The 26166-nt window shown below is 40.5% G+C and carries 28 protein-coding genes and 1 pseudogene; 23 read left to right on the top strand and 6 right to left on the bottom strand.

Features of this window, described 5'->3' with window-relative positions:
• Positions 1-25: 25 nt before the first annotated feature.
• Positions 26-970, top strand: a complete 945-nt coding sequence (locus JG735_RS00250) for an NAD(P)-dependent oxidoreductase (RefSeq protein WP_201334881.1) — start codon at positions 26-28, stop codon at positions 968-970.
• Positions 971-1082: 112 nt separating this feature from the next.
• On the opposite strand, the gene JG735_RS00245 is transcribed toward JG735_RS00250, so the two are convergent.
• Positions 1083-1985, bottom strand: coding sequence for an RluA family pseudouridine synthase (locus tag JG735_RS00245; RefSeq protein ID WP_201334880.1), 903 nt, complete (start codon positions 1983-1985; stop codon positions 1083-1085).
• Positions 1986-2071: 86 nt separating this feature from the next.
• Between JG735_RS00245 and purB the strand changes: the two genes are divergently transcribed.
• The 6 genes from purB to JG735_RS00215 all read left to right on the top strand — a co-directional run bounded on the left by purB (position 2072) and on the right by JG735_RS00215 (position 7941).
• Positions 2072-3409 (top strand): adenylosuccinate lyase, encoded by a 1338-nt coding sequence (gene purB / locus JG735_RS00240; protein ID WP_201334879.1) that lies wholly within the window; start codon positions 2072-2074, stop codon positions 3407-3409.
• Entirely contained in the window at positions 3409-5778 is a 2370-nt protein-coding gene (locus JG735_RS00235) for a ribonucleoside-diphosphate reductase subunit alpha (RefSeq protein ID WP_201334878.1), read from the top strand. Before purB ends, JG735_RS00235 begins: the two co-directional genes overlap by 1 nt.
• Positions 5769-6296 carry an O-acetyl-ADP-ribose deacetylase gene (locus JG735_RS00230; RefSeq protein WP_201334877.1) on the top strand — a complete coding sequence of 176 codons (528 nt, stop codon included), beginning with the start codon at positions 5769-5771 and terminating at the stop codon, positions 6294-6296. The genes JG735_RS00235 and JG735_RS00230 overlap by 10 nt, the downstream gene beginning before the upstream one ends.
• Positions 6247-6657: a peptide-methionine (R)-S-oxide reductase MsrB gene (gene msrB / locus JG735_RS00225; protein ID WP_201334876.1), complete on the top strand. Its 411-nt coding sequence runs from the start codon at positions 6247-6249 to the stop codon at positions 6655-6657. Before JG735_RS00230 ends, msrB begins: the two co-directional genes overlap by 50 nt.
• On the top strand, positions 6650-7471 hold the full coding sequence (locus JG735_RS00220) for an SDR family NAD(P)-dependent oxidoreductase (protein ID WP_201334875.1): 822 nt from the start codon (positions 6650-6652) through the stop codon (positions 7469-7471). The genes msrB and JG735_RS00220 overlap by 8 nt, the downstream gene beginning before the upstream one ends.
• A gap of 80 nt (positions 7472-7551) precedes the next feature.
• Entirely contained in the window at positions 7552-7941 is a 390-nt protein-coding gene (locus JG735_RS00215) for a DUF6858 family protein (protein WP_201334874.1), read from the top strand.
• A 5-nt stretch (positions 7942-7946) separates the two neighbouring features.
• Here JG735_RS00215 and JG735_RS00210 read toward each other — a convergent pair whose 3' ends face one another.
• Complete coding sequence (locus JG735_RS00210; protein ID WP_201334873.1) at positions 7947-8441, bottom strand: LOG family protein; 495 nt, start codon at positions 8439-8441, stop codon at positions 7947-7949.
• Positions 8442-8553: 112 nt separating this feature from the next.
• On the opposite strand from JG735_RS00210, the gene JG735_RS00205 reads away from it, so the two are divergent.
• The 7 genes and pseudogenes from JG735_RS00205 (at position 8554) to JG735_RS00175 (ending at position 14209) form a co-directional block, all read left to right on the top strand.
• A complete protein-coding gene (locus JG735_RS00205) occupies positions 8554-9579 on the top strand; it encodes a ribonucleotide-diphosphate reductase subunit beta (protein ID WP_201334872.1) in 1026 nt (341 codons plus the stop codon).
• Positions 9569-10276, top strand: a complete 708-nt coding sequence (locus JG735_RS00200; protein WP_201334871.1) for a carbon-nitrogen hydrolase family protein — start codon at positions 9569-9571, stop codon at positions 10274-10276. The genes JG735_RS00205 and JG735_RS00200 overlap by 11 nt, the downstream gene beginning before the upstream one ends.
• A complete protein-coding gene (locus JG735_RS00195; protein ID WP_201334870.1) occupies positions 10273-10908 on the top strand; it encodes a protein-L-isoaspartate(D-aspartate) O-methyltransferase in 636 nt (211 codons plus the stop codon). Before JG735_RS00200 ends, JG735_RS00195 begins: the two co-directional genes overlap by 4 nt.
• A gap of 63 nt (positions 10909-10971) precedes the next feature.
• Positions 10972-11310, top strand: a pseudogene (locus JG735_RS00190) (ferredoxin-thioredoxin reductase catalytic domain-containing protein); the annotation flags it as partial.
• A 70-nt stretch (positions 11311-11380) separates the two neighbouring features.
• Positions 11381-12958 (top strand): phosphoenolpyruvate carboxykinase (ATP), encoded by a 1578-nt coding sequence (gene pckA / locus JG735_RS00185; protein WP_201334868.1) that lies wholly within the window; start codon positions 11381-11383, stop codon positions 12956-12958.
• A 144-nt stretch (positions 12959-13102) separates the two neighbouring features.
• Positions 13103-13603, top strand: a complete 501-nt coding sequence (locus tag JG735_RS00180) for a YeeE/YedE thiosulfate transporter family protein (protein ID WP_201334867.1) — start codon at positions 13103-13105, stop codon at positions 13601-13603.
• 9 nt (positions 13604-13612) lie between these two features.
• Positions 13613-14209: a YeeE/YedE thiosulfate transporter family protein gene (locus JG735_RS00175; RefSeq protein ID WP_201334866.1), complete on the top strand. Its 597-nt coding sequence runs from the start codon at positions 13613-13615 to the stop codon at positions 14207-14209.
• A gap of 25 nt (positions 14210-14234) precedes the next feature.
• Here JG735_RS00175 and JG735_RS00170 read toward each other — a convergent pair whose 3' ends face one another.
• Genes JG735_RS00170 through JG735_RS00160 form a run of 3 tightly spaced genes read right to left on the bottom strand, consistent with a single transcriptional unit; the run spans position 14235 to position 16421 of the window.
• On the bottom strand, positions 14235-14828 hold the full coding sequence (locus JG735_RS00170) for a hypothetical protein (protein WP_201334865.1): 594 nt from the start codon (positions 14826-14828) through the stop codon (positions 14235-14237).
• 8 nt (positions 14829-14836) lie between these two features.
• Complete coding sequence (locus JG735_RS00165) at positions 14837-16108, bottom strand: SagB family peptide dehydrogenase (RefSeq protein WP_201334864.1); 1272 nt, start codon at positions 16106-16108, stop codon at positions 14837-14839.
• Positions 16089-16421, bottom strand: coding sequence for a DUF309 domain-containing protein (locus tag JG735_RS00160; protein ID WP_201334863.1), 333 nt, complete (start codon positions 16419-16421; stop codon positions 16089-16091). The genes JG735_RS00165 and JG735_RS00160 overlap by 20 nt, the downstream gene beginning before the upstream one ends.
• 74 nt (positions 16422-16495) lie before the next feature.
• Here JG735_RS00160 and JG735_RS00155 point away from each other — a divergent pair, with 74 nt between their 5' ends.
• Complete coding sequence (locus JG735_RS00155) at positions 16496-18346, top strand: NERD domain-containing protein (RefSeq protein WP_201334862.1); 1851 nt, start codon at positions 16496-16498, stop codon at positions 18344-18346.
• Between the two features lie 108 nt (positions 18347-18454).
• On the opposite strand, the gene nhaA is transcribed toward JG735_RS00155, so the two are convergent.
• Positions 18455-19621 carry a Na+/H+ antiporter NhaA gene (gene nhaA / locus JG735_RS00150; protein ID WP_201334861.1) on the bottom strand — a complete coding sequence of 389 codons (1167 nt, stop codon included), beginning with the start codon at positions 19619-19621 and terminating at the stop codon, positions 18455-18457.
• 109 nt (positions 19622-19730) lie between these two features.
• Between nhaA and JG735_RS00145 the strand changes: the two genes are divergently transcribed.
• The 8 genes from JG735_RS00145 (at position 19731) to JG735_RS00110 (ending at position 26159) form a co-directional block, all read left to right on the top strand.
• Positions 19731-20039, top strand: a complete 309-nt coding sequence (locus JG735_RS00145) for a helix-turn-helix transcriptional regulator (protein ID WP_201334860.1) — start codon at positions 19731-19733, stop codon at positions 20037-20039.
• Positions 20036-20434, top strand: a complete 399-nt coding sequence (locus JG735_RS00140; RefSeq protein ID WP_201334859.1) for an arsenate reductase ArsC — start codon at positions 20036-20038, stop codon at positions 20432-20434. The genes JG735_RS00145 and JG735_RS00140 overlap by 4 nt, the downstream gene beginning before the upstream one ends.
• Positions 20431-20661: a thioredoxin family protein gene (locus JG735_RS00135; protein WP_201334858.1), complete on the top strand. Its 231-nt coding sequence runs from the start codon at positions 20431-20433 to the stop codon at positions 20659-20661. The genes JG735_RS00140 and JG735_RS00135 overlap by 4 nt, the downstream gene beginning before the upstream one ends.
• A 2-nt stretch (positions 20662-20663) precedes the next feature.
• Complete coding sequence (locus JG735_RS00130) at positions 20664-21608, top strand: permease (RefSeq protein WP_201334857.1); 945 nt, start codon at positions 20664-20666, stop codon at positions 21606-21608.
• Complete coding sequence (locus JG735_RS00125) at positions 21605-22858, top strand: arsenic transporter (RefSeq protein WP_201334856.1); 1254 nt, start codon at positions 21605-21607, stop codon at positions 22856-22858. The genes JG735_RS00130 and JG735_RS00125 overlap by 4 nt, the downstream gene beginning before the upstream one ends.
• A gap of 430 nt (positions 22859-23288) precedes the next feature.
• Positions 23289-24515, top strand: a complete 1227-nt coding sequence (locus JG735_RS00120; RefSeq protein WP_201334855.1) for a hypothetical protein — start codon at positions 23289-23291, stop codon at positions 24513-24515.
• Between the two features lie 10 nt (positions 24516-24525).
• The gene (locus JG735_RS00115) at positions 24526-25407 is read left to right on the top strand and encodes a metal ABC transporter solute-binding protein, Zn/Mn family (protein ID WP_201334854.1); all 882 of its coding nucleotides are present in this window, start codon (positions 24526-24528) and stop codon (positions 25405-25407) included.
• The gene (locus JG735_RS00110; RefSeq protein ID WP_201334853.1) at positions 25395-26159 is read left to right on the top strand and encodes a metal ABC transporter permease; all 765 of its coding nucleotides are present in this window, start codon (positions 25395-25397) and stop codon (positions 26157-26159) included. Before JG735_RS00115 ends, JG735_RS00110 begins: the two co-directional genes overlap by 13 nt.
• Positions 26160-26166: the final 7 nt, after the last annotated feature.

Here is a 26166-nt window from a genome sequence, read left to right as displayed (position 1 = left end):
TTGTCGTTACTTTTAAAGGGAAAAAGTGAACATTGCCATTTTTGAAGCGGATACAAAGTGTCAAGAAGTTTTTCAACAGCTGGAAGCAAAAATCGATTTTTATACACAAGACATCAACCACGCAGTGCACGAGAAAAAAGCGTATGAAGCGATCAGTATCTTCGTACATTCCAAAATAGATCGGTCTGTTTTAGAACTTCTCCCCTCTCTTCACTACATCCAAACACGATCCACCGGATTTGATCATATCGATTTAGAAGAGTGCAAAAAACGAGGCATTATCGTATCCAATGTTCAAGGATATGCAGGACCTCCTGTTGCAGAATTTGCTTTTTCGCTTCTGCTCAATATATCACGAAAGACAGATATCGCTATTGCAAGAGCCAAAGAGGGCAGTTTTGTCTATAAAGATCTTTTGGGATTTGAGCTCTTTGAAAAGAGATTAGGGATCGTAGGACTTGGAACGATTGGAAAGCAAATGGCTCGAATTGCCCATGGATTTGGGATGAATATCCAAGCCTATACTCGTCATTACGATGAGGCTTTCTGCTCTCAATACAATATTGAAAAAAGCAATTATGACAAACTCCTTCAAACCAGTGATGTTGTCATGTTTGCCGTTCCTCTGACACCTCAAACCTATCATATGCTGGATATCCAAAAAGCGAAACTCCTCCAACCTCATGCGGTCGTGATCAATGTTGCAAGAGGCGAAGTGATCAGTAGAGAAGCTATTGAGTATCTTAGCGATCGTATTTACGGAATAGGGCTCGATGTATTTGAGGGAGAAAAAGAGCTCTTGAAAAATCCAACTTCCGACTTTTTACAACTCATTCAAAAATCAAATATCCGCTACACTCCCCATATGGCCTACTATACAAAAGAGGCATTGGAAAGAATTAGAAAAATATCTGTCGAAAATATGAAACGTTTTATGGAGAATAAAAAGATTTTACACCGTATAGCCTAAGACAATATAACAAAACAAAAGCGTTAAAAAATTCACGTAACCCATAAGGACGCTTTAGCGTTTGTAATTTTTAGCTCTTGAGAAGTGTCCAGAATTTGTTCTTTTGTTGAATTTATTTAGTCAAACTGGTTAAATACTCTTGTAAAAAATCTCTATTTGAGACAATTTTATATTGTGTATCCTTGTAGGTAAATTCTACTGTATGCGCATGTAGCATCAATCTTTTCGCACCTGTTGCGACAACGCGTTCTCGCTCATCCATCAGCCCATCTAAATACCGTATGGAATCTTCAGTAGTAGGGCCATATATCGGATCACCCAGTATTGGATGTTTCACGTGAAACAAATGGATGCGGATTTGATGCTGCCTCCCGGTAATCGGTATCGCCTCCACGAGAGTAAACGAGCCAAACTGTTTCAAAGGATTGATGATAGTTTTGGCATATTTGCCATTTGGATCAATTTTCACTTTGAGTTTGATTTTCGAATAGTCTCTGTTGAGCGCAATTGGCTCTTCGATCACAAGTTGCTTTTCGATATTTCCTCGCACCAATGCCAAATAACGTTTTTGGATCTGCTTATGTTCAAACATCTGCTTAAGTGCTTTTTCTGCTTCCTTGTTTGTACTGGCAAGCACAAGACCACTCGTCTCTTTGTCTATTCTATGGACAATATTTGCTTGAGGACCGTATCGATAGCGAATCTCATCGATCAATGTATAGTGTGTATTTCTATTTCTTGGATGCACCATTATCCCGCTTGGCTTGTCATAAAGTACAAAATCTTTTGTTTCAAATATCGGCTCCAATCCCTTCGTGACAGGCTCAAATACGACAACCTCCAACTCTCCCTCTACGACTGCCGATTTATCCGTTATGAGTTTTCCATTTTGATAGATTTTTCTCGTATCGATCATTTTTTGGGCTTGTGATTGTGAAATATTGAATGAACGCATCAGCAGAAGGAAAAGTTTGATTGGTTTATTAGTTTTTATTATTTTTCGAATAAACGGCAAGCTTTTCCTTTTAATCATTTCAGAAGTTTTATTTTGATAGCATTATAATAAATTTAAAGAAGCTTTTTTCATGAAAAAGGATGGCAATGGTAGAGAGATATGCGCGAAAAGAGATGGCTGAGAAGTGGACGCAACAGGCGAAATATCAGACGTGGCTCGATGTGGAGCTTGCTGCTGTCAAAGCATGGAACCGACTGGGACTCATTCCAAAAGAGGATATGGAAAAGATTTTAAAAAATGCAAAGTTTGATGTCAAAAGAATCGATGAGATTGAAAAAGAGACAAAACATGATGTCATTGCATTTTTAACAAGCGTAGCAGAGTCTTTGGGACCAGAGTCGCGCTGGGTACATTACGGAATGACAAGTTCTGATACGATTGACACAGCAGTGGCTCTTCAGATGCGAGACTCATTGAAGCTTATTATCGAAGATGTGAAGATGGTGATGGAGTCTATCAAAAAAAGAGCCTTTGAGCATAAAATGACACTAATGGTGGGACGAAGCCATGGAATCCATGGAGAGCCTATCACTTTTGGGCTCGTTTTGGCGATCTGGTATGACGAATTTGCAAGACATCTCAAAAACCTCGAAGAGACTTTAGAAGTGATAAGTGTTGGAAAAGTAAGCGGGGCCATGGGGAACTTTGCCCATGCACCAATGGAACTTGAAGAGTATGTGTGTGAAGAGTTAGGTCTGAAGCCGGCACCTGTCTCCAATCAAGTAGTTCAACGAGACAGATACGCTAGACTCTTTACCACAATGGCACTGGTCGCTTCCACTATCGAAAAGATTGCTGTCAATATTCGACATTTCCAAAGAACAGAAGTGTATGAAGCAGAGGAATATTTCAGTAAGGGGCAAAAGGGAAGCTCAGCAATGCCACACAAACGAAATCCGGTTTTGAGTGAAAACCTCACAGGTCTTGCACGTCAAATCCGCTCTATGGCAATCCCGGCACTTGAGAATGTGGCCCTTTGGCATGAGCGAGATATCAGCCACTCTTCAGTAGAACGCTTCATTCTACCAGATGGGTTTATCACCCTCGATTTTGCCTTGCATCGACTCAATAACGTTATTGCCAATCTTGTGGTCTATCCAAAAAATATGATGAAAAATCTCAATCTAACAGGTGGACTTGTCTTTAGCCAAAGAGTACTGCTTGAACTTACCAAACGAGGTGTAACACGAGAGGATGCATACAAAATCGTGCAAAGAAATGCCATGAAAGTATGGGAGCAGATCCAAGAGGGGCATGCACCAATCAATGAACGGGGAGAGAGCCTCTTTTTACAGTACCTTTTGGAAGACAAAGAGTTGACCCAAAAAATTAGCGAAGAGGAGATACGAAGCTTTTTTGATTATAGCTACTATACAAAAAACGTGGATAGAATCTTTGCACGAGTTTTTACAGAGGAGGGTTAATGATCCGCGTCGTCAAAAGAAATGGTCGAGTAGAACCCCTCGATATCACAAAAATCCAAAAATATACCAAGGCTGCCTGTGAAGGACTGGAAGGGGTAAGCCAAAGTGAACTGGAAGTTGATGCAAAAATCCAGTTTCGAGACGGTATCACCACAGAAGAGATCCAGCAGACTCTCATCCGAACGGCGGTCGACAAAATCGATGTAGATAGACCCAACTGGAGTTTTGTAGCAGCCAGGCTCTTTTTGTATGATCTCTATCACAAAGTAAGTGGGTTCACAGGGTATAAACACTTAAGAGAATATTTCGAAAAGGGCGAGAAAGAGGGAAGAATCATCCCGGGTCTCAAAGAAAAATATGATCTTGATGACCTCAATGACTATATCAAGCCTGAAAGAGACCTGCAGTTCACTTATCTTGGTATCAGAACCCTTTATGACAGATATCTTCTCAAAGACAGGAACAATCATCCAATAGAACTTCCCCAACAGCTTTTTATGGCAGTTGCTATGTTTTTGGCCCAAAATGAACTCGATTGCCAAAGCTGGGCAAAACGGTTTTACGATGTGATCAGCAAGTTTGAAGTCATGGTCGCCACACCGACTCTTTCCAATGCCAGAACCACTCGCCATCAGCTCAGCTCCTGCTATATCGGCTCAACACCGGACAATATCGAAGGGATTTTTGACAGCTACAAAGAGATGGCGCTACTGAGCAAATATGGCGGCGGTATAGGCTGGGACTGGAGCAGAGTCAGAGCGATGGGAAGCTACATCGACGGACACAAACATGCAGCCGGCGGGATCGTTCCCTTTTTGAAAATCACAAACGATATCGCTATAGCCGTTGATCAATTGGGTACCCGGAAAGGGGCGATCGCTGTTTATATCGAACCGTGGCATATGGATATCAAAGATTTTATCGATCTCAAAAAAAATAGCGGCGAGGAGCGCAGACGTGCCCATGATCTCTTTCCTGCCCTTTGGATCAATGATCTGTTTATGAAACGGGTTGCTGAAGATGGTATCTGGACACTGTTTGATCCATATGAGACAAGTGATCTTACAGAAGTGTGGGGAGAAGAGTTCGAAAAGCGCTATTTGGAATATGAAAAAAGAGACGATATCCTCAAAGAGCAGGTACGGGCAAAAGAGCTTTGGAAACTGATTCTAAGAAGCTACTTTGAGACGGGAAGTCCGTTTCTTTGTTTCAAGGACAACGCCAACAAATGCAATCCAAACGACCATGCAGGAATTATTAGAAGCTCGAATCTCTGTACGGAAATCTTTCAAAATACAGAACCGAACTACTACAAAGTCAAGATCAAATATGAAGATGGCAGCATAGAATATTACGATGAAGAGGATGAGATCCGCATTGATACGGGTATCGTAAAAAAAGCGAAAAAGATTTCAAGTATCGATTCGATCAACGGGAAAAAGGTTTTTATCGTCGAAAAAGAGAAAGTTGACGGGCTGACCGCCGTTTGTAATCTCGCCAGCGTGAACCTCAGCAAAGTCAACACGAAAGAGGATATCGAACGAGTTGTTCCTATCGCCATTCGAATGCTTGATAACGTGATTGATTTGAACTTCTACCCTTTGGAAAAAGTGAAAAAAACAAATCTTCAAACACGATCCATTGGCCTAGGTGTCATGGGCGAAGCGCAGATGTTGGCTGAGCACAAAATTGAGTGGGGAAGCGATGAGCACTTCAAAAAGATCGATGAGATTATGGAGATGATTAGTTACAATGCCATTCGATCCTCTTCCAATCTGGCAGTAGAAAAAGGAGTCTATCCACTTTTTGAAAACTCCAAATGGGCAAAAGGCATCCTTCCTATCGATACAGCCAACAAAGAGGCAAAAAAACTGACTCCCGATCGGGGAGGACTTTTCGGATATATCTATGATTGGAATGAACTCAGAGAAAAAGTAAAACGAGACGGAATGCGAAACGGCTATTTAATGGCTATCGCACCTACAAGTTCCATCTCCATTCTTACTGGTACAACACAGACAATCGAGCCGGTCTATAAAAGAAAATGGTTTGAAGAGAACCTCTCTGGGCTCATTCCCGTTGTCGTGCCAAACCTCAGCCCTGATACATGGCAATACTATACCCCGGCATACGACCTTGATCAACGCCTGCTCATCAAAGCGGCAGCTGTTCGACAAAAATGGATTGATCAGGGCCAGAGCGTTAATATCTTTATCCGGCTCGATAGAGCAAGCGGAAAATATTTGCATGAGATTTATACCCTCGCTTGGAAACTTGGACTCAAATCGACCTACTATCTAAGAAGCCAATCTCCAGAAGTTGTACAAGATGTAGCTGATAGAAGTATGGAGTGCTTAGGGTGTCAATAAGAATTATCCAAGGCGATATCACCAAACTTACAGTAGATGCTATCGTCAATGCCGCCAATCCGTCGCTTCTTGGAGGAGGGGGCGTTGATGGAGCGATTCATAGAGCAGCGGGACCAAAACTTTTGGAAGAATGCAAAACGTTAGGCGGTGCAAATCCAGGGCAGGCAAAAATCACCCACGGCTACAACTTGCCAGCCAAATGGGTGATCCACACACCGGGTCCTGTCTGGCGTGGAGGCACACATAATGAAGCTTCTATTTTGCATCGCTGCTACGAAAACTCCTTATGTATAGCCAGAAGCTATGAACTATACTCTATCGCCTTTCCATCTATTAGTACCGGCGTTTATGGGTATCCCATCGAAAAAGCGAGTCAAATAGCACTCTCTACCATTGATTGGTTCTTGAAAGAGTGTGCTTACTACGAAATGGAAGTTCTATGCGTGCTACATAACGCACACGATTACAATGTATATATCCAAACGGCAAAAGAGTTGGAAATCAACTATGAAGTGTAAAGAGAAGCTCACACCTTTTGAATATCACGTGATGTTCGAGCGTGGAACAGAGCCAGCTTTTACAAGTCCTTTGTACAGCGAAAAAAGAGAAGGGTTCTATCTATGTAAATGTTGCGAGACGCCTCTTTTTTCCTCACAAGCAAAGTTCGATTCAGGAACTGGGTGGCCAAGCTTTTATGAACCCATTGCACCTGACGTGGTAGAAGAATCTACTGATACGAGTCACGGAATGATTCGAACAGAAGTGCATTGTGCCAAATGCAAAGCACACCTGGGACACGTTTTTGAAGATGGTCCCCCTCCGACGGGCTTGCGCTTCTGTATCAACGGAGTCTGTCTGAAATTCATCCCAAATGCGTAAAGTAGTACTTATTACCGGTGCAAGCAGCGGGATAGGACTGGAGACTGCAAAACTATGCAAAAAAGAGGGCTATCAAGTTTTTGCAACTGCAAGAAAAAAGCAGGACCTTCAAAAGCTGGCCACGCTTGGCTTGGAACCAATCTATTTAGAACTAACCGATATTCAATCAATATACAATGCTATCGAAGAGGTCTTGAAAAAAAGCGAAGGCCAACTGGATATTCTCTTTAATAACGCTGCTTACGGCCAGCCTGGGGCTTTGGAGGATTTGCCTTTTGAAGCATTACAAAAACAGTTTGAAACCAATCTTTTTGGCTGGCATGCATTAACACAAAAAATCATTCCTGTTATGCGAAAACAGGGTTATGGACGAATCATTCAACATAGTTCCGTTTTGGGTCTTGTAGCTTTGAAATATCGCGGCGCATACAATGCAAGCAAATTTGCACTTGAAGGCTACACCGATACACTGCGCCTGGAACTTCAAGAAAGCGGCATAGAAGTCATCACGCTCAATACCGGACCGGTTATAAGTAATTTTCGCACCAACGCTCTTCAAAAATTTTTAGAATATATCGATGTGCAAAAGAGTCCTCACCAAAAAGCTTATGAAGCGGAACTCCAAAGAATGCAAGGTACAAACGATCCTCCATTTACTCTCACCAGTGAAGAGGCAGCAAAAATCATTGTGGATATTATGCAAACACCGCATCCCAAACCAAGATATCACATTACAAAAGCATCTTACATTTTATCAATCTTAAAAAGATTACTTCCTACATCACTACTGGATCAAATCTTGCAAAAAATTTAATAAACCCAACTTAGATAAACTCTATTAATGATTTTCATTTTAAATAGTTATAATTTGTAAAATTTTTACCAAGGAGCCTCATGAAACAGATAACATTGATGGAAAAGTATCCTTTATTTGTTTTGGAACTCAATAAAGAGGAAACAGTCCACAAAAGTGTTGACGAGATCATAAATTATCTCAAAGAGAAGATCGAAACTCATCCTGTAGCAGTATATATTGCTACATTTGATCACTATGCGCATACTACATCCCTTCAAGATGGCGAAATAGCTCCCAATATTCGAGCAGCAAAGAATATCGTCTTTTGTTTCGGAAAAGAGCTGCCAAAACCCGAAGTCATGGGTGTACGTCCAAGAAGCATCGGTGTTGCGGACTTAGGAGAGAAATTTGTCATAAGCTTTCTTGAAGCACCAAATCCGGTAGCAAACAATGCAATGGAAGAGTGGGTAAAAAGCCTAAAAAGATAAACGTTTTAAAAGTTCTTTTCAAATTCTTCAAGTGTAGAGTATATCTCTACACTCTTTAAAAAATTCTCATCAAAACAGTTCATTTTTTTATACTCTTTTCCTAGTAAAACGATCCGAATATCGGGTTTCAATCCTCCATATTTCAAGGCAGCAACCATAAAGATCTCATTGAGTGTACCGATACTCCCTTTTTGGGCTATAAAAAGTTCGCTTCCCTCAATCAAAAGCTCCAATCTCTCATACAGAGTCTTTGCCAAAATTTTTTTGGACAGATACGGATTTGGCGGACGATACCGATCGAATGCTTCCAAACCTATCCCGATACATTGACCATTAGCTTCATAGACACCTTTGCTTACCGCTTCCATAAGTCCGCCATATCCGCCACATTTCACAATAAATCCTTTTTTGGTCAAAAATCGACCAAGGGCAATTCCCTCTTCATATTCATACGTATCCCGATCCGCTTTCGATGCCCCAAACGTGGTGGCTACTTTCATAAGTTTTTCCTTAAATTTATTTTAATGCTAACTCAATATAATTAATTCCTAAATTCAGTCATATTGTAAAACATTTTCAAAATGTTTTGCAATGGGACTCAAGGAGCAGAACATGACATATCATCGAAAAAAGATCTACAACCCTGAATCACACGAAAGCGTTAATGATAGGAAAGTCTTTGGCGGCGATCCTACAGGGATTTTTGAGCTCAATAAAATCAAATACCAATGGGCGTATAATTTGTGGGAGATGATGCTTGCCAACACCTGGTTTCCAAAAGAGGTGGACATGACCCAGGATGCCAGGGATTATAAGCTTTTGACCGATGCAGAAAAACTGGCATACGACAAAGTTTTGGCTCAGCTCATTTTCATGGATAGCCTTCAAACAAATAACCTTATAGACAACGTCAACCCTTACATCACCGCTCCAGAGATCAACCTCATCCTGGTGCGCCAGGCATTTGAAGAGGCATTGCACTCCCAAAGCTATGCGGTGATGGTGGATTCTATCAGCCAAAACACCGATGAGATTTATGAACTGTGGCGAGAAGATCTGCAACTCAAACAAAAAAACGACTATATTGCACACGTTTATGAAGAGCTGGCCGCCAATCCGAGTGATGAAAATATCGTCAAAGCGATGTTTGCAAACCAGATATTGGAAGGTATCTACTTCTATAGCGGATTCACTTACATGTACACCCTCGCTCGAAGCGGGAAAATGCTTGGAAGCGCTCAGATGATTCGATTTATCCAAAGAGATGAAGTGACCCACCTACTCATTTTCCAAAACATGATCAATACCGTCAAAAAAGAGCGGCCGGAACTCTTTACAAAAGAGCTCATCGATGATGTGTACAAAATGTTTGAAGGGGCAGTGGATCTAGAAACCAGTTGGGGCAAATATATCACCCAGGGTCAAATCTTAGGTCTAACCGATGAAATCATCGAGCAATACATCAAATATCTTGCAGACGACAGGCTCAAACGAGTGGGACTAGAGCCGATGTACAATGTAGAGCACCCTATCAAATGGGTGGATGATTTTGCAAAATTCAATGATCAAAAAACAAACTTTTTTGAAGGCAATGTAACCAACTACTCGAAAGGTAGCCTCGACTTCGATGATTTTTAGTGCAATCCAGTGTCAAACAACGGCAGATTTTGATCAAAATCTCACACACCTCAAAAAACTGATCCAAAAAAGCGGCGACATCGTTGTCGCCCCTGAGGTGGTACTCACTGGATTTGCCTATGATCGATTTGAAGAGGCTGCCAAGTTTAGCCAAAAAGCTCTCGAAGAGCTTCTTCCACTTTCCAAAAATCGGATTATCTGCTACACCCAAATAGAAAAACGACAAGGCAAGTTCTACAACATCGCTAAAGTTTTATATAAAGAAAAGCTCGTTCATGAACAGCCAAAAGTGAAGCTTTTCAAATTTGGAGGTGAAACGGACTATTTTAGCGCCGGCAGCATGGATCAAATCAAGCTTTTTGAGATTGATGGCAAAAAATTTGGACTGCTTATCTGTTTTGAATTGCGTTTCATCGAAATTTGGCAACGTCTGAAAGGAGCTGATATCATCCTCGTTCCTGCTATGTGGGGAAAACTTAGAAAACGTCACTTCGAGCAGTTTACCCAAACTTTAGCTCTCATGCATCAATGTTTTGTCATAGCAAGCAACAGCGCCAATGCAGACATGGCAAAAAGTAGTGCTATCATCGATCCTTTTGGAATTCCTTATAAAGATGATAGAAAAGTACTTCTCAATAAACCGGTAGAGTTATCGGCTATCAAAAAAATGCGACGCTATATGGATATCGGATTATGAACATTGTCGAACGGATAGAACTACAAAAATGCCAAAAAATGGCAGACAACATCGATACGATCTTTCCACTCGAGCCTCCCATCAAAGAAGCCTTCGCCTCAGTTCGCAGAGAACTTTTTGTACCCCTTGGTTTCAAACATCATGCATACAAACTGGATGCCCTTCCTATTGCCGGGAACCAATGGATCAGTTCTCCTTTGACTGTTGCAAAAATGACGCAGTTTTTAGAACCAGTTGGAGCGGACAGCGTTCTTGAAATAGGATGCGGCAGCGGATATCAGGCAGCCATTTTGAGCCAAATTGTTCGAAGAGTCTTCACCGTAGAGCGAATCGAGAGGCTCGTACGTGAAGCAAAACAGCGTTTCAAAGAGCTTGGTATCACCAATATCCATGTTCGTTATGCCGACGGATTGCTTGGCTGGAGAGAGTTCGCTCCCTATGATCGTATCCTCTTTTCGGCAGCTATTGAAAGAGTGCCTCAAAATATTTTTGATCAATTGGACGACAGCGGCATCTTGATCGCGCCAATCATCAAAAAGGATCGTCAAGTTATCACCAGGTTTGATAAAGATGGAACGAAAGAGGAGCTTGATGAGTGTCTCTTTATCGATTCTAAAACGGGAGTGGAGTAAATCTATTTCAAATTCCTTAAATCTTTTGACTGGTATGATACATAAAAGCAAAAGGAGAAAATGATGGCTGAAAGAAAAAATGTAGATATGAGTAGCCAGGAATTCTTGGAGGAGTTGGAAAAAACAAAAAAATTTACCGATAAAGTGTGTCAACAATTTGGATGGGTTTACAATCCAAACGAAGAGGTGAATGAAGGTGTCACTATGGGCCTGGCAAGAAACAAGCTCATGTATGGAAAACGTTTTTGTCCATGCTTTATGGTGATTGAAGAGGATGGAAAATTTAAAAGCGCAGATGATCGCATCTGTCCTTGCAAACCGGCAATCGAAAAGGAGATTCCCGAAGAAGGAAAGTGCCATTGCGGGATATTTTGTACGCCAGAATATGCTGCCACACATAAACAATAAATTTTGCCAATTTTAAGTAATAAGTGTTACAATTTCATAACAAAATCACTCAAAGAAGGTCAAAATGGAGATAAACGATTTTGACAAACTTGGCATCAAAGATGTCAAGAAGGTCTATTACAATCCAGACTACGAAACACTTTTTCAAAAAGAGCTAGAACAGCAAGAAGGTGTCGAAACAACTCTTGGTGCAGTAGCAGTCGATACGGGAATCTTCACCGGAAGAAGCCCAAAAGACAAATATTTTGTCAAACAGCCTCCAAGCGAAAAATATATCGCATGGGGAGATATCAACCAGCCGATCTCAAAAGAGATCTTTGACGAACTTTTTGAAAAAACAAAAGAGTATCTCAGCGGTAAAGAGCTGTATGTGATGGATGCCTTCGCTGGAGCTAGCGATGATAGCAAAAAGGCGATTCGGGTCGTAACAGAGATCGCCTGGCAAGCACACTTTGTCAAAAATATGTTTATCCGGCCAACTGAAGAAGAGCTTCGAAACTTTCATCCCGATTTTACCCTCTATGTAGCAGCCAACCTCAAAAATGATCGATACAAAGAACATGGCCTCAATTCAGATGTCTTTATTATCTTCAATATCGAAGAAAATATAGCTATTATCGGTGGTACATGGTATGGGGGAGAGATCAAAAAAGGGATCTTTTCCATGATGAACTACTGGTTGCCGTTAGAGGGCAAACTCAGTATGCACTGTTCTGCAAACATCGGGGACAAGGATGATGTAGCGCTCTTCTTTGGTCTTAGCGGAACCGGAAAAACGACCCTGAGTGCCGATCCAAACAGACGTCTTATCGGTGATGACGAGCATGGATGGGACGACAATGGCGTTTTCAATTTCGAAGGTGGCTGCTATGCAAAAGTTATAGGACTCGATCCAGAAAAAGAGCCGGATATCTACGCCGCTATTAAACGAGATGCTCTTTTGGAAAATGTTGTTGTCAAAGAGAATGGTGAAGTCGATTTTGATGATTCCAGCAAAACAGAAAATACCCGTGTAAGCTATCCGATCTATCATATCTGCAAGCACAAAGAGGATCTTCAAGGGCCACATCCAAAAAATATCATCTTTTTAAGTGCCGATGCTTTTGGCGTTTTGCCTCCGGTAAGCAAGCTCACAAAAGAACAGGCGATGTACTACTTCTTAAGCGGCTACACTGCCAAAGTAGCTGGAACTGAACGGGGTATTACAGAGCCTGTAGCAACGTTTAGTGCATGTTTTGGAGAAGCATTCTTACCGCTTCATCCTACAGTATATGCAAAACTACTCGGAGAAAAGATCGATAAGCATGGCGTCAATGTCTATCTTGTCAATACCGGATGGACTGGAGGTCCATATGGAATAGGGCAGCGAATGAGTCTTCCTGCTACAAGAGCTTGTATCAATGCCATACTCAATGGTTCCATTACCCAAAGCGAATATGAGATCCTTCCAATATTCAATCTAGAAATTCCAACATACGTAGAAGGAGTCGACCCGGCAATCCTCAACCCAAGAAATACGTGGGAAGACAAAGAGGCCTATGATAGACAGCTTGAATATCTAGCAAAACTTTTTATCGACAACTTCAAACGATACGAAGGTTACGGAAACTTCGACTACTCAAAAGCTGGTCCACAGCTTTAATCCTCCGCCCTTTGGGCGAAACCACACTGCCACAGAAATCTTTAGTAATAAATTTAATTTAACAAAATATTAAATTCCATATATTTTGCTTATTTTCTTTTGTTGTATTATAATTTTACAAAATTTTATCTATAAGGAGACCTTATGGTATTTCCAAAAAGACTTGGTTGGATCCCGGGAGCGGTAGCCATTGCCCTTTTGATTTGGTTCACATTCTCCACCTTTGGAGCAGATAGACCTATCGGAGCATCTACGGCAATTGCCTATATGGGAGCATGGCTTTTTGATCTACAAAACAGCGAATATGGCAAAAAGATAGCAAATCCAGGCGCATGGGAAGTGATCTTTTTGATGGGTGTCCTTCTTGGCGGCTTTTTGACATCTGTATTTATTACAAAAACATTCAAGTTTCGTATCTTGCCGCCACTATGGAAAAAGCATAAAAACAGCTCACCTGCTTCAAGACTTTTTTGGAGTTTCATCGGCGGTTTTATGGTTGTTTTTGGTGCACGGCTAGCGGGTGGATGTACCAGCGGACACTTTTTGAGTGGAGCAAGCCAAACAGCCGTTAGTGGCCTAATCTTTGGTGGTGTTGTTATAGTTGTTTTGATAGTAACTGGTCGACTATTTTATAAAAATCTATAAGGAGAAATAATGAATTTCAACATCATAGAGTTTTTTTCCCATACAATCGATCTAGTACAAAAACAGCATCATGGATCTATTCTTACTATCTTTTTGATAGGTGTTGTCTTTGGAGTTATTATTCAGTGGAGCAGGGTAGATACATTCGACAAAATAGCTGGTTTTGCCATGCTTAAAGGTTTTAAAGTGCCTAAAATGCTCTTTTTGGCTATCGGAATCGCCAGTATAGGTCTCTATTTTATGATCAAAATGGGATGGGCACACTACCATGTGAAACCGATTATTCTAGGGGGACTCATTCTAGGTGGCATCATTTTTGGTATCGGTATGGCGATTTTGGGACTGTGCCCAGGAACGGGACCGGTTGCTGTGAGTGAAGGAAATATCGATGTACTCACTGGCCTCATTGGCGGACTTTTGGCAGGTGCACTCTTTAGCTATCTCTATCCGTCACTAAAAGCCATCATGGGGCCAAATCTTGGAAAACCTACTTTGGCACAGCTTGTCGGACATGACTGGTTTATATTCATTTATGGAGCTGCTCTCATTCTCATTGCCTTTTTGCTCCCAAGCCATGAGATTGAAGAGGAGGTTGGCGAAGTCTAAACCATAGGGCCATCGAAACGATGGCCTAGGATTTCTTGTTTTCTAAAAGGTTAGCAGAACCATTGGCGATCTGCAAAAGCTTCTCTTCTTGCTCTTGAGTTAAGTTTCCTTTTGCCACTGCCTCGATCAATTTTGAAGCAACTTGGGCCTGCAGCTCTTTTTGCTTCAACATCATCTCTTTTTCATGAATCTCTTCTTGCAATCGCAGTTTTTCCAGCTCAATGCGTTCTTTATATGCCTGATACCGTCTAAAAGCGAAGAAAAGAAAAAGAAGCAGGCCTATTCCTAAAATAAACAGATACCAAACCATTTTGGACTGGGTTTCTGCTTTCTTAGCCTCAGGAGCACTTACTACTTTCGCTTTTTCGATCTCTTTCTCTTTTTGAATTGCAACCGTCTTTTGCTTGATCTTTTCCACATCAACCGCTTTTTTATACTCCATGGAAGCGATATTCTCTTTGGTTTTTGCCTCTAGTTGAGCCTTTTTCAGCTCCAACCGCTCCTTTTTATCAAACACATAAGGATTTTGTTTTTGCATAATGACTTTTATGAACTGCTCTTTCTCGGCTTCCCCTGCCCAAAGAAAGAAAAGAGGAACAAAAAGGAGAAGTAATCGCATCTTCACTCCTATATGCCTATTGCTAAGGCATATAATACCATATCATCCGTTTGTAAAAACTCTCGTACCTCATCGTCATAATAAGCTCCAATACCGCTGCATCCAATGCCTAAATATTCACTTGCAATATAGCATCTGTGACCAATGAGTCCGGCTTTTTGATAGAGAGGCTGATAATTTTCTCCATGGCTTATAAGAAAAAATGTCACGGCACTTTGGCTCCCAAGAGCTTGCTCTAAACACAGATACCCCGCTTTCTTATGGAAATCCCCCTCCTTTACAAGCTCACTATTTTTATAGAGTCCTGGCTGAAGCCCATCTACCCGGTTGACTACATACCAGATATCCACTTTTTCATCACAGTCACTCGGGATAGGGCTTCGCATCCAAGAAAGAATAAACTCAAACTGCTCTTTTTTGATACACTTTCCTTCAAAATCTCGTATACTCCGTCGCTGCATCACCGCTTCTTCGAGTCTTTTTGGCTCAAAAGGAAACTTTGGAAAGCGAAAATTCGCTTTGCAGTTTTTCAAATAAAGCGTCTCTTTATATGCATCCTCTATCACACTGTTTTGCTCGAATGTTCTTGTGCCATCAACAAAAGGAAGTTTCATATCAAACGATTTTGCCTCTTTTTCCATCGGGATACCTACAACTGCACTACTTAAGAAAAACTCCCAGTTTTCAAATCCAAAAGCTTCATTCAAAGCTTCTTTATCGAAGTTATACAAAATATAGTAAGCTCTTTCAAACAAAAAGCTACTTGCTTCCAAAGCTCCAAGAGCATGGCCGGTATCAAGCAGACAGTAGCGGAAGGCTCTGTTTTTATATTTCCAGCTGGAACGGTAATAGATCGTAGAAAAAAGAAAAATAAAACCTTTGATTTGCCTCTTTTTTTCAAAGAATATCTCTATACCCTCATCCTCATGTAACGGATACAAAAATCTAAGGCCATTTTCGGCTACGCTAAAATGGTATATCCCATCCTCCAGCCCATCGACACCTCTAGATTGAAAATAGATCTCAACCGGATACAGGGCTCCGGCACTTGGAATGGTACGAAGATAGTATTCGACTCCAGGATAGACCTTTTTTGCATTGATACCACCTATTCGATAGATGAATGCGTGCAAAGGAGTATTCATATCTAGTGGCATAAAAGGGTTTGTTGTAGGATATATTTTGAAAGGAACGGGCTGTTTGGACCAGTCTAAATAGTTTGGGTTGCTGCGAACGCTCCAGTAGGAGTGTTTCGTCGATTCATGATAGATATTTGTCATAGCAGCTGTCCAAAAATTTGGCTGTCCTTTCAAAAAATGGCTCTTTGCATTCGTTGATCAAAACTTTATATTTCAAATAGTTTTGCCACACTTTTTTTGCATTTTCCACTCTTCCGAGCCTTCTAAGTTCCAGTGCCACAGAAGCATTGATAAAACCTTTTAAAACCAAAACATCGGCATCTTTGCTTTTTCTTCTTGGAAACCAGATCTCTTCGAGCACTTCATGTGCTTCGTAAAACTGCTCTTTTTTTATAAGATCAATAAATTCTTGCAAAGCTTTCATAAAAACCTTTTTTTCCTGTACTATAAGCAACTTTCCTTTTAGATACAATTATTTACAAGGTTACATCCCGTTTTTATGAAGGCTTTTAATGAAAGGGTAGAAGTATGCGGCAAGGAGTCTTAAACATATTTACTCGCCTGGGCATTGGACAAAAAGGGGAAGATGAAGTATTGGAGGCTATTAGAAAACTTTTGCAAGAATCATCCAATAACTATTTTCTCATACCCAAAGCCAAAATTTCCAATGGCACAAGCACCATTGAGATCGACCTCACACTGCTTCACGCAACGTTGGGCATCTTTGCGATAGAAGTAAAAAACTGGAAATCCCTTGAGTATATCTCGCCAACCAATGATCCATTTGAACAAGTATCTCTTTATAAAAATATCCTTTTGGGACATATCGAAGACAATTTGGGAAAAATCCCGATCAATGTGGAGTATAGAGTCGTTTTTCCCAATATCTCTAAGAAAGAGGGAGATATCTTCTTTCAAGAAAATCCTAAATACAAAAACTATTATAACCACACCTTCTTTCAAGAGGATCTCAATGATAGAGCGCTTTTTAAAAGATTTTTTCATGCAACCAAAAATTTGATTCCAAATAAAAAAGAGTTTTTGGCTATCGCATCGCTGCTTGTGGATAAAAAGAGTATAGAAAAGAAGAAGGAGAAGATTCTTCCGGTCATCACCCAAAATGAGATCATGTTTTTTGATTATAAACAGTTAAGCATCCTCAACAACTACACAGGTGGTTTTCGAATCATCAGAGGGGTTGCCGGAACGGGAAAAACAGTCATCTTGACAAATTTCATCATCAATAGAATCAAAAATGATCCCGATGAAAAAATCCTCGTTTTGTGCTTCAACAAACAGCTCAAGAGTGTCATTTCGAGTGCGTTCAATGAATCGGAACAAAAAAATGTAGCGCTTTTATCGCTGTTTGATCTTTTAAAAAGAATCGATTTTGACGAAGAGGCTGTCGGAATCGACGAAAAAGATTCCTTCAATGACAAGTTTGAAAAACTCAAAACCAAAGCTGCGACAAATGAATTTCAAAAGAAATTTCGCTTGCGTCTAGAAAAAAAGCCTATCGATCTCTTTCTATGCGATGAAACGCAAGATATGCCACCAAATCTGATGAGAGTGATCTACGAAGAGATCAAAGACTGCATCTTTTTTATAGACGAAGCGCAAAAATTTTACACCTACTCCATGAACTCCATCGCAGAGGTGTTCCATCATCCCAGCTTTCCAAAAATCTCCATGAAAGGGAGAGTCAAAAATTTAAAAAATGTCTACAGAACGCCCTCGAATATCTCAAAATGTGCTTTTGAGATCCTCTCCTACGATACAAAACTCAATGCATACTATAGAAAATCCCACTATCTTGATAAAAGTTTTTTGAATGATATCAACTTTTTATTAGCCGATGGGACGATCCACATAGGAGAGTATGAAGAGTTTTTAGATCTCAAAGAGTTCATTGCACAAAAAGAGTACAAAGATATCACTGTTCTTACCCATTACAAAGACAGGGCACAAAAATTGCAACACCAGTTTCAAAAAGGCGGGTTCAATCACATCAAAGTTATGACTTTTCAATCCATCAAAGGGCTGGAATCTGATTTGATCATTTTGCACAATTTGGATGAATTTTTAAAAATCGTTGATCAAAAAGAGTCAGACCTGCTTTATCGAAAACTCTATGTTCTGTTGACGAGAGCAAAAAAAGAGGTTGTCATCTCTTTGCCAAAAGAGTATCAATCTCCCTCACAGAAAGTTGAAAAAGTTCTTCACACACTCAAAAAATATGCATCTACACATATTGAAAATGAAAATAATGTAACCACGGCAAAACTGATTCCAACCATTAAAAAGTATAAAGAAGAAGCGGAGATGGTTGTCTTAGCTGCAGAACTTTTTAGTATCGTAGCAGGAATTTTTGCAGCTTAGGGGGCAATCACCACCCCCGTATTCGCATATGGCAGCTGTTGCATTGCCTTAGAAGCTGTGCGTACTTGCTGTTTTTGTATGAGTTTTTTCATACATTTTAAAAAGTTTCTAAGTTTTGCTACTTTTAGAAAGAACGATATAACCCCATATACCCGAAAGTAGTGAACCTATCAATACTGCAAGTTTATCGGCGTACTGATAGATCTGCGCATCTTCATAGGCTAAAGAATCAATAAAAAGGCTCATTGTAAATCCGATACCGGCTAGCACGGCAACTCCATAAAACTGCATCAGTGTACTCTCTTTTGGTAGTTTTGCAATTTTAAGTTTTACAGCCAAATATCCAAATCCAAAAACACCCAACTGTTTTCCGATGAATAGTCCAAGCATAATCCCCATAGGGACACTACCAAATAGCTCCGACATAGAAATATTTTGCAGATTCACTCCAGCATTGGCAAAAGCAAAAAGAGGCAAAATAAAAAAGTTCACCCATGGATGAAGTCCATGCTCCATCTGCTTCGTTAGCTCATATATTTTTCCATTTTTGTTGATTCGATAAGGAATCAAAAGTGCGAGTGCCACACCTGCCAGTGTGGCGTGCACTCCAGATTTTAAAACACTCACCCAAAGAAAAACTCCAACGAGGATATATGCTTCCTTGGAAATTACACGCATTCTATTCATGATAAATAGTATTGTTAAAGTGATGGCAGCGATCACCAAAGAGGTTAAAGATAACTTTGTCGTATAAAAAAGAGCTATCACGATAATGGCCCCAAGATCATCGACAATGGCCAATGTCATTAAGAAGACCTTGAGTGAAAAGGGGATTTTATTTCCCAACAAAGATAAGACTCCAAGAGCAAAGGCGATATCGGTAGCCGTTGGAATCGCCCATCCATTCAAAGCTTTTTCATCATGAAAATTGAGCGCAACAAAAAGTAGAGCTGGAACGACCATCCCACCTAGGGCTGCAATAGCTGGAAAAGTCATTTGAGAAATTTGCGATAGATGGCCATCCACGATCTCCCGTTTGATTTCAAGCCCCACATAAAAGAAAAAAACCGCCATCAATCCATCATTGATCCATAAAAGCAACGGTTTTGCGATATGTAGTGCACCGAAACGAATCTCCACTGGTGTATGTAAAAAACTATCATAAAAACTCGATAGTGGAGAATTCTCCAAAAAAAGAGCCAAAAGCGTAGCGATAATAAGTAAAATTCCTATAGTAGACTCTTTATGTAAAAGTGCAACCACTTTTCCTTTCATGACGATTCCTTATTGTATGAATGCTATACAAAATATTATCATATTATTATATAAATATATATTGATTTATTGATTGTTTTTTTGATACTATTTTGCCAAAGGAGCTGGGATGGAACGCTTTTTACAAACAAGTGGAGCACTCTACGACCAGACACGTATCAAAATATTACGGTTTTTACTCGAACAAGGGCCTAGTTGTGTTTGTGAATTGCAAAGCTCTTTGGATCTTGGCCAATCAAGACTCTCACGCCATCTTAAAATCTTAAAAGATGCAGGCTTTCTAACAAACAAAAGAGAGGGAAAATGGATCTATTATGATCTATCCAGAGAGCTTGATCCATTCCAACAATGCGCTTTAGAGGTTATCAAACAGTTGCCAATTGATCTGCCAAACAAAAGTAAGGAGTGCTCCATATGAAAAAGGTCTTGATTTTATGCACAGGAAACAGTTGCCGATCTATATTGGCTGAAGGGCTCATCAACAGATATTTTGAAAATGTCGAAGCCAAAAGTGCCGGCAGCAATCCAAGCGGTAAAGTCAATGAAAATGCTAAAAGAGTGCTAATAAAAGAGGGGGCCTGGAGCGATAGCTACCATTCAAAATCGATCGATGAGGTGATGGATGAGGATTTTGATCTTGTAGTGACCGTATGTGACAATGCAAAAGAGTCCTGTCCGGTTTTTCCTAAAAGAACCAAAGTCGTTCATGTTGGATTTGAAGATCCCGACGGCAAACCTTATGAAGCCTTTGAAAATTTGGCCAAAGAGATGAAACAAAGACTATTCCCTATCATACAAAAGGAGCTAACATGACAATAAAGATACTTGGAACCGGTTGTGCAAAATGTAAAGCACTGGAAGAGAATGTCAAAAAAGCAGTTGCCAAAAAAGGCATCTTTGCCCAGATCGAAAAGATTGAAGATATCAACGAGATTATAAATTATGGGGTGATGAGTACACCAGGGCTTGTGATCGATGAGAAGGTTGTGAGCACCGGTAAGCTTTTAACAGTTGATCAAATTGAAAAACTCTTAGGCTGATCATGTGGAAAAACTTCGTTGATACACTCATCTATCAATGGCTAGGGCTTTCTGGCAAATTTGCCGAAGCCTTTGACTTTTTTATCTATGATACGGTTAAGATTTTTACTCTATTGGTAGTCATTATCTTTGTCATCACACTTATTAGAAGCTACTTTCCAATTGAAAGAGTCCGAGACTATCTTGCTACAAAACACCCCTTAGTGGGGCATATATTAGCTGCACTCTTTGGAATCATTACACCCTTTTGCAGCTGTAGTGCCATTCCGCTTTTTTTAGGATTTTTGCAAGCAAGAATTCCTCTTGGAATTACTTTTAGCTATCTTATCTCAGCCCCTATGAACAATGAGATTGCTATCGCATTGCTGTTTGCTCTGTTTGGGTGGAAGATTACGGCTTTGTATATCGGATTTGGCCTTTTGGTTGCAATTGCAGCTGGAATCATCATAGGAAAAATAGATCTTGAAGATGAGATTTTGATCAAACCAAAACCGATAAATGCCGAGGCTTTCGAGGCTGAACCCCTTCCATTGAAAGATAGAGCCATAGAGGCTTGGTATCACACAATGGATCTGCTCAAAAAGATTTGGCTTTATGTAGTCATTGCTGTGGCCATTGGTGGATTTATCCATGGATATGTTCCGACTGACTTCATTGTCCAGCTTGCTGGCAAAGACGCATGGTATGCCGTACCTTTGGCGACTCTTCTTGGCGTTCCGATGTACTCCAATGCTGCCGGAGTTTTGCCTTTGATCGAAGTTTTGGTGGATAAGGGTATGAGTCTTGGAACGGCACTGAGCTTTATGATGGCCATTACAGCTCTGAGTCTACCAGAGGCAATGATTTTGAAAAAGATCATGAGCACAAAACTGCTTCTTATCTTTTTTGGCGTTGTCAGTATCGGCATTATGGTTATTGGCTATCTTTTTAATTGGATTTTGGGATGATTACAGCAATCACTCTTTTCTTGGTCGTTTTAATCCTCATAATCTGGCAACCAAAGGGGCTGCAGATTGGTACGACCGCTATGCTTGGAGCCATAGCTGCACTTTTGCTTGGCGTTGTAAGCTGGGGTGATGTGATAGAGGTTATCAGAATTGTTTGGGATGCAACGTTAGCCTTTATTGGTATCATCATTGTATCGATGGTTTTGGATGAGATCGGCTTTTTTGAGTGGGCAGCGCTGAAGATGGCAAAGCTGAGTGGCGGAAGTGGCACAAAAATGTTTATCTACTCTTTGATTCTTGGAGCAATAGTTGCCGCCCTTTTTGCCAATGACGGGGCAGCCTTGATTTTGACGCCTATTTTGCTATCAAAGATGCGAATACTAAAACTTGATCAAAAAGCGCTTTTTGCTTTTGTTATGGCTGGCGGATTTATAGGAGACAGCGCTTCCAATCCTCTTATAATCTCCAATCTCACCAATATCGTTACGGCTGACTATTTTGGTATCGGCTTTTGGGAGTATGCAAAAGCGATGTTTTTGCCAAATCTTTTCAGTATTGTTGCATCCATTTTGGTTCTTTTCGTCTATTTTCGCAAAAGTATTCCAAAAAAGGTGGATATAGCGCTGCTCAATAACCCATCAAGTGCCATCAAAAACCAAACGATGTTTATGCTCAGTTGGCTCTTTTTGGCTCTACTTCTTGTTGGCTACTTCATAGCAGATATCTACCACATTCCAGTCTCAATTTTCGCTTTGGGAGGCGCTTTGGTCTTTTTGGCGCTTGGAGCGCACTTCAAGGCTGTGAAACCTCTCATGACACTCAAAATTGCCCCTTGGCAGGTGGTATGGTTTAGTATAGGGCTTTATGTTGTGGTTTTTGGACTCAAAAACGCTGGACTCACCGATGAGTTGGCAAAGATGATTATGGCTTTGCAAGATATGAGCCAAACCCATGCAGTATACGGCACAGGATTTTTATCTGCACTTTTAAGCTCTATTATGAACAATATGCCAACAGTTATGGTGATGGATATAGCTCTGGATCAAGCAAACGCCCAGCACCTAGCCTATGCAAATATCCTTGGATGCAACCTTGGACCAAAAATGACGCCTATTGGCTCACTCGCTACACTTTTGTGGCTACATGTCTTGGCTAACAAAGGCGTAAAAATCGGCTGGGGAGAGTATATGAAAGTGGGACTAGTTATAACACCTCCCGTTTTAGCAGTAGCGCTGCTTGGCCTATTGTAAAACAGTGACTAAACAAGGCGAAACAGCTGCAAATTGTAATAGATAAAAATTTGCTCTTTGTCGAGCCTGTTTAGTCAACTCTTTAGTTTATGCTACAATTTTTCCAAATGAAAAAAAGACTCATAGTAAAAAAATTTATTAGTATTACTCTATTAGTTGCAACCCTCCTTGGAGTCTTCCATCACCACGATGACCTCAAACCCCATAACAACTGTCCTGTTTGCGTGTTGCAATCCAATATCTCAAGTGGTGACACTCCGATATCTTGCCAGATTATAGATATTGAAACAGTCCCTTTTTTGCCTGTAAGAACGCTTCTTACTCTAAAACTATCAAATAGACCCACTCTTCTAAAAGTTCGCTCTCCTCCTGCAATACTCTAAACACACATTTTTCTTTCTTTTTAAAAAATCATATATAGGGGAGTAGTATGAAAAAAATTTTATTAAGCTCTATTGCTCTTACATCTGTGCTTTTTGCCGAAACGGAAGTGGAAGATCTCAGAAAAATCGTATCTGAACAGCAAAAAGTGATTGAGCAGTTGCAAAAACGCTTGGACGCACTAGAAGCAAAAGATAAAAATCGACAACTTGAAGAGCTCAAGGCAAAAATAACACAAGCTACTAATACTTCGGCTGCATTCAACCAAACGAATTTTTTGCCGGATATCTCTTTTATTTTAAATGCTTCGGCAGTTGCAAGAGATGTGAAAAATTCAGAGTATATAGCCTATTCTATTCCTGGATTTATCGATAAAGCCGAAGAGGAAGATCTGGCATTTAACAAAAACAGAGGATTTAACTTCAACTATGCTGAACTGGCACTCCACTCGGCAGTGGATCCATATTTGGATGCATTTGCTATCTTTCATCTGCATCCCAATGAGTTTGAGATAGAAGAGGCGTTTGTAACAACAAGAAGCCTGCCATATAATCTTAGAGTGAAAGCCGGAAAATTCAGAAGTGACTTTGGTCGCATCAACGCAAAACATCAACACAGCTGGCACTTTGATACCCAGCCACTTGTTTATAAAGCAATGCTGGGAACTGGTGGTATCAACGATGCTGGTATTCAGCTGCAGTGGATAGCTCCGACTGATACGTATCTCATGTTTGGAATTGAGGCTATGCAAGGAAGCAATGAGAGAAGCTTTGGATATGGTGAAAAAAACAGTCTCTATGTCGGTTATATCAAAACGAGTATAGATGTAAGTGATACAACTCTCTTGGCAGGAGCCAGCATCGCCCATGGGAAAAATGTAGAGAACAAAGAGACAGATATCTATGGTCTGGATCTGACTACCAGAACCTATCTCGATGCCTACAGCTTTTTGACATGGCAAAGTGAAGCTTTATGGCGCCATAAAGAAGATGACACAACACAAGCCGGTCTTTATACACAGCTTGTCTATCAGATCAACCGAAACTACAGCTGTGGCGTTCGATACGATACACTCTTTAAAAATAGCGCCAATCAACCGGATGATCTTGATCGTTATACCGCAATGATAGAGTATAAACCCTTTGAGATGTCTCGTCTTCGGCTCCAATATAGCTATGATCGGTCCAAAATGATTGGTGGTGTCAGAAAAGATATTAATGAAGTAATCTTTTCGATCAACATCGAAGCTGGCGCTCACGACGCACATGCATTTTAAAGGATACATAATGAGAAAAATAGTTTTAATACTTTTAATTCTTACAGGAGTCTTTGCAAAAATACATGTAATAGCAACCTATGGCTATCTTGGTGAAATTGTTAAAAGAGTGGGGGGCAAATATGTCAAAGTAAACGTATTGGCCACTCCTAAATACGATCCACACTTTGTCGTTCCGAAACCCTCATTGATAGGAAAACTGAGCCGAGCCGATATGCTTGTTATCAATGGAGCCGGACTTGAAATCGGCTGGCTTCCACCGCTCTTGACAAGCGCGAATAACGGCAAAATAAATCCGGGTCGTCTTGGATTTGTCGATGCCAGCCAGGTTATAGAGCTCATCAATAAACCAAAAGCAGTCTCCAGAGCTTATGGCGATATCCACCCTCAAGGCAACCCGCACTTCAATACGGACCCGCACAATATGATCCCGATTGCGATGCTAGTAGCATCTAGACTGCAAAAGATTGATCCACTCCATGCTAAAGAGTATGATAAAAATCTTGCCTCCTTTTTACAACACTGGAAAAGTTTTTTACAAGAGTATGACGCAAAAATGGCTCCATGCAAAGGATTAAAAATTGTACAGTATCATCAGCTTTACAACTATTTTCTCAATCGCTACAAAATTGTGAGCGTTGGAACCATTGAACCTCTACCTGGCATCGCTCCAAGCTCGAAACATACCTTAAAACTCATTGCTCTTATGAAGCAAGAAAATGTTACAACCATTTTGCAAGACCCATACCACGAAAAAAAGACAGCTAGCTACATTGCAGCAAAAACGGGAGCAAGAGTTGTTATACTTCCTCACGATATAGGTGCAGTGCCCGGTGCCGATAGTTTGGAAAACTTCTACCTCCTCTATGAGAAAAGATTATGTCAGCGTTAACCATTCTTTGGCCGGCCTTTGTGCTGGCCATTTTGCTCGTTTTTATTCACGCCATTTTTGGGATAGAGATTATTAAACGAGGAGTTATATTTACTGACCTTGCTATTGGGCAGATTGCTGCTATCGGAATGGCCATAAGCGTAGCCTTTTTGAATGGAGCCTACCAAACCCCTCTTGTATTTCTTTTCGCACTCGGTGCAGGTATAATCATAGCGATTGCTACGAAAAAAGTAGCCTTTATTGAAGCATTTATCGCTCTTTTATACGCCCTTGGAATCTCGTCTATTATGCTGATTCTAGCCCAAAGCAGCGAGGGAATGGAGCTGTTTAACAAAATGAGTGCTACCGATATTTTGTTTACTATGCCAAAGGATTTAGGCAAAGCCGCTTTGATATATACTTCTGTAGCCCTTGTGATGTTTTTTGTCTATCCTAAATTTACAGGTCTACCAAAAGAGATTCTTTTTTTTTCGATGCTGGCCATCACAGTCACCTCATCGGTACAAAATGCAGGAGTTTTAGTGGTTTTTGCTTTGCTTATCGCTCCGGCATACGCAGCAATGGTTCAAAAAAAGGTACCAAAACTTCTTTTTGCCTGGGCTTTTGGCACTCTTGCAACTATTGTAGCCTTGCTTTTTTCATATTTTTTGGATCTACCAACAGGCTATGCCATTATCTTTTGCGTTGTTCTTTTTTCACTCATTTTTGTCATAGTGCGCTCGATAGATACAGCAAAAAAGTTTGATTTGTAAAACTTTT

Origin of the sequence: Nitratiruptor sp. YY08-10 (assembly GCF_016629565.1) — a bacterium.
GTDB lineage: Bacteria > Campylobacterota > Campylobacteria > Campylobacterales > Nitratiruptoraceae > Nitratiruptor.
The sequence above is the reverse complement of the archived record's forward strand: the minus strand, read 5'-3'. Positions and strand labels throughout refer to the sequence as shown.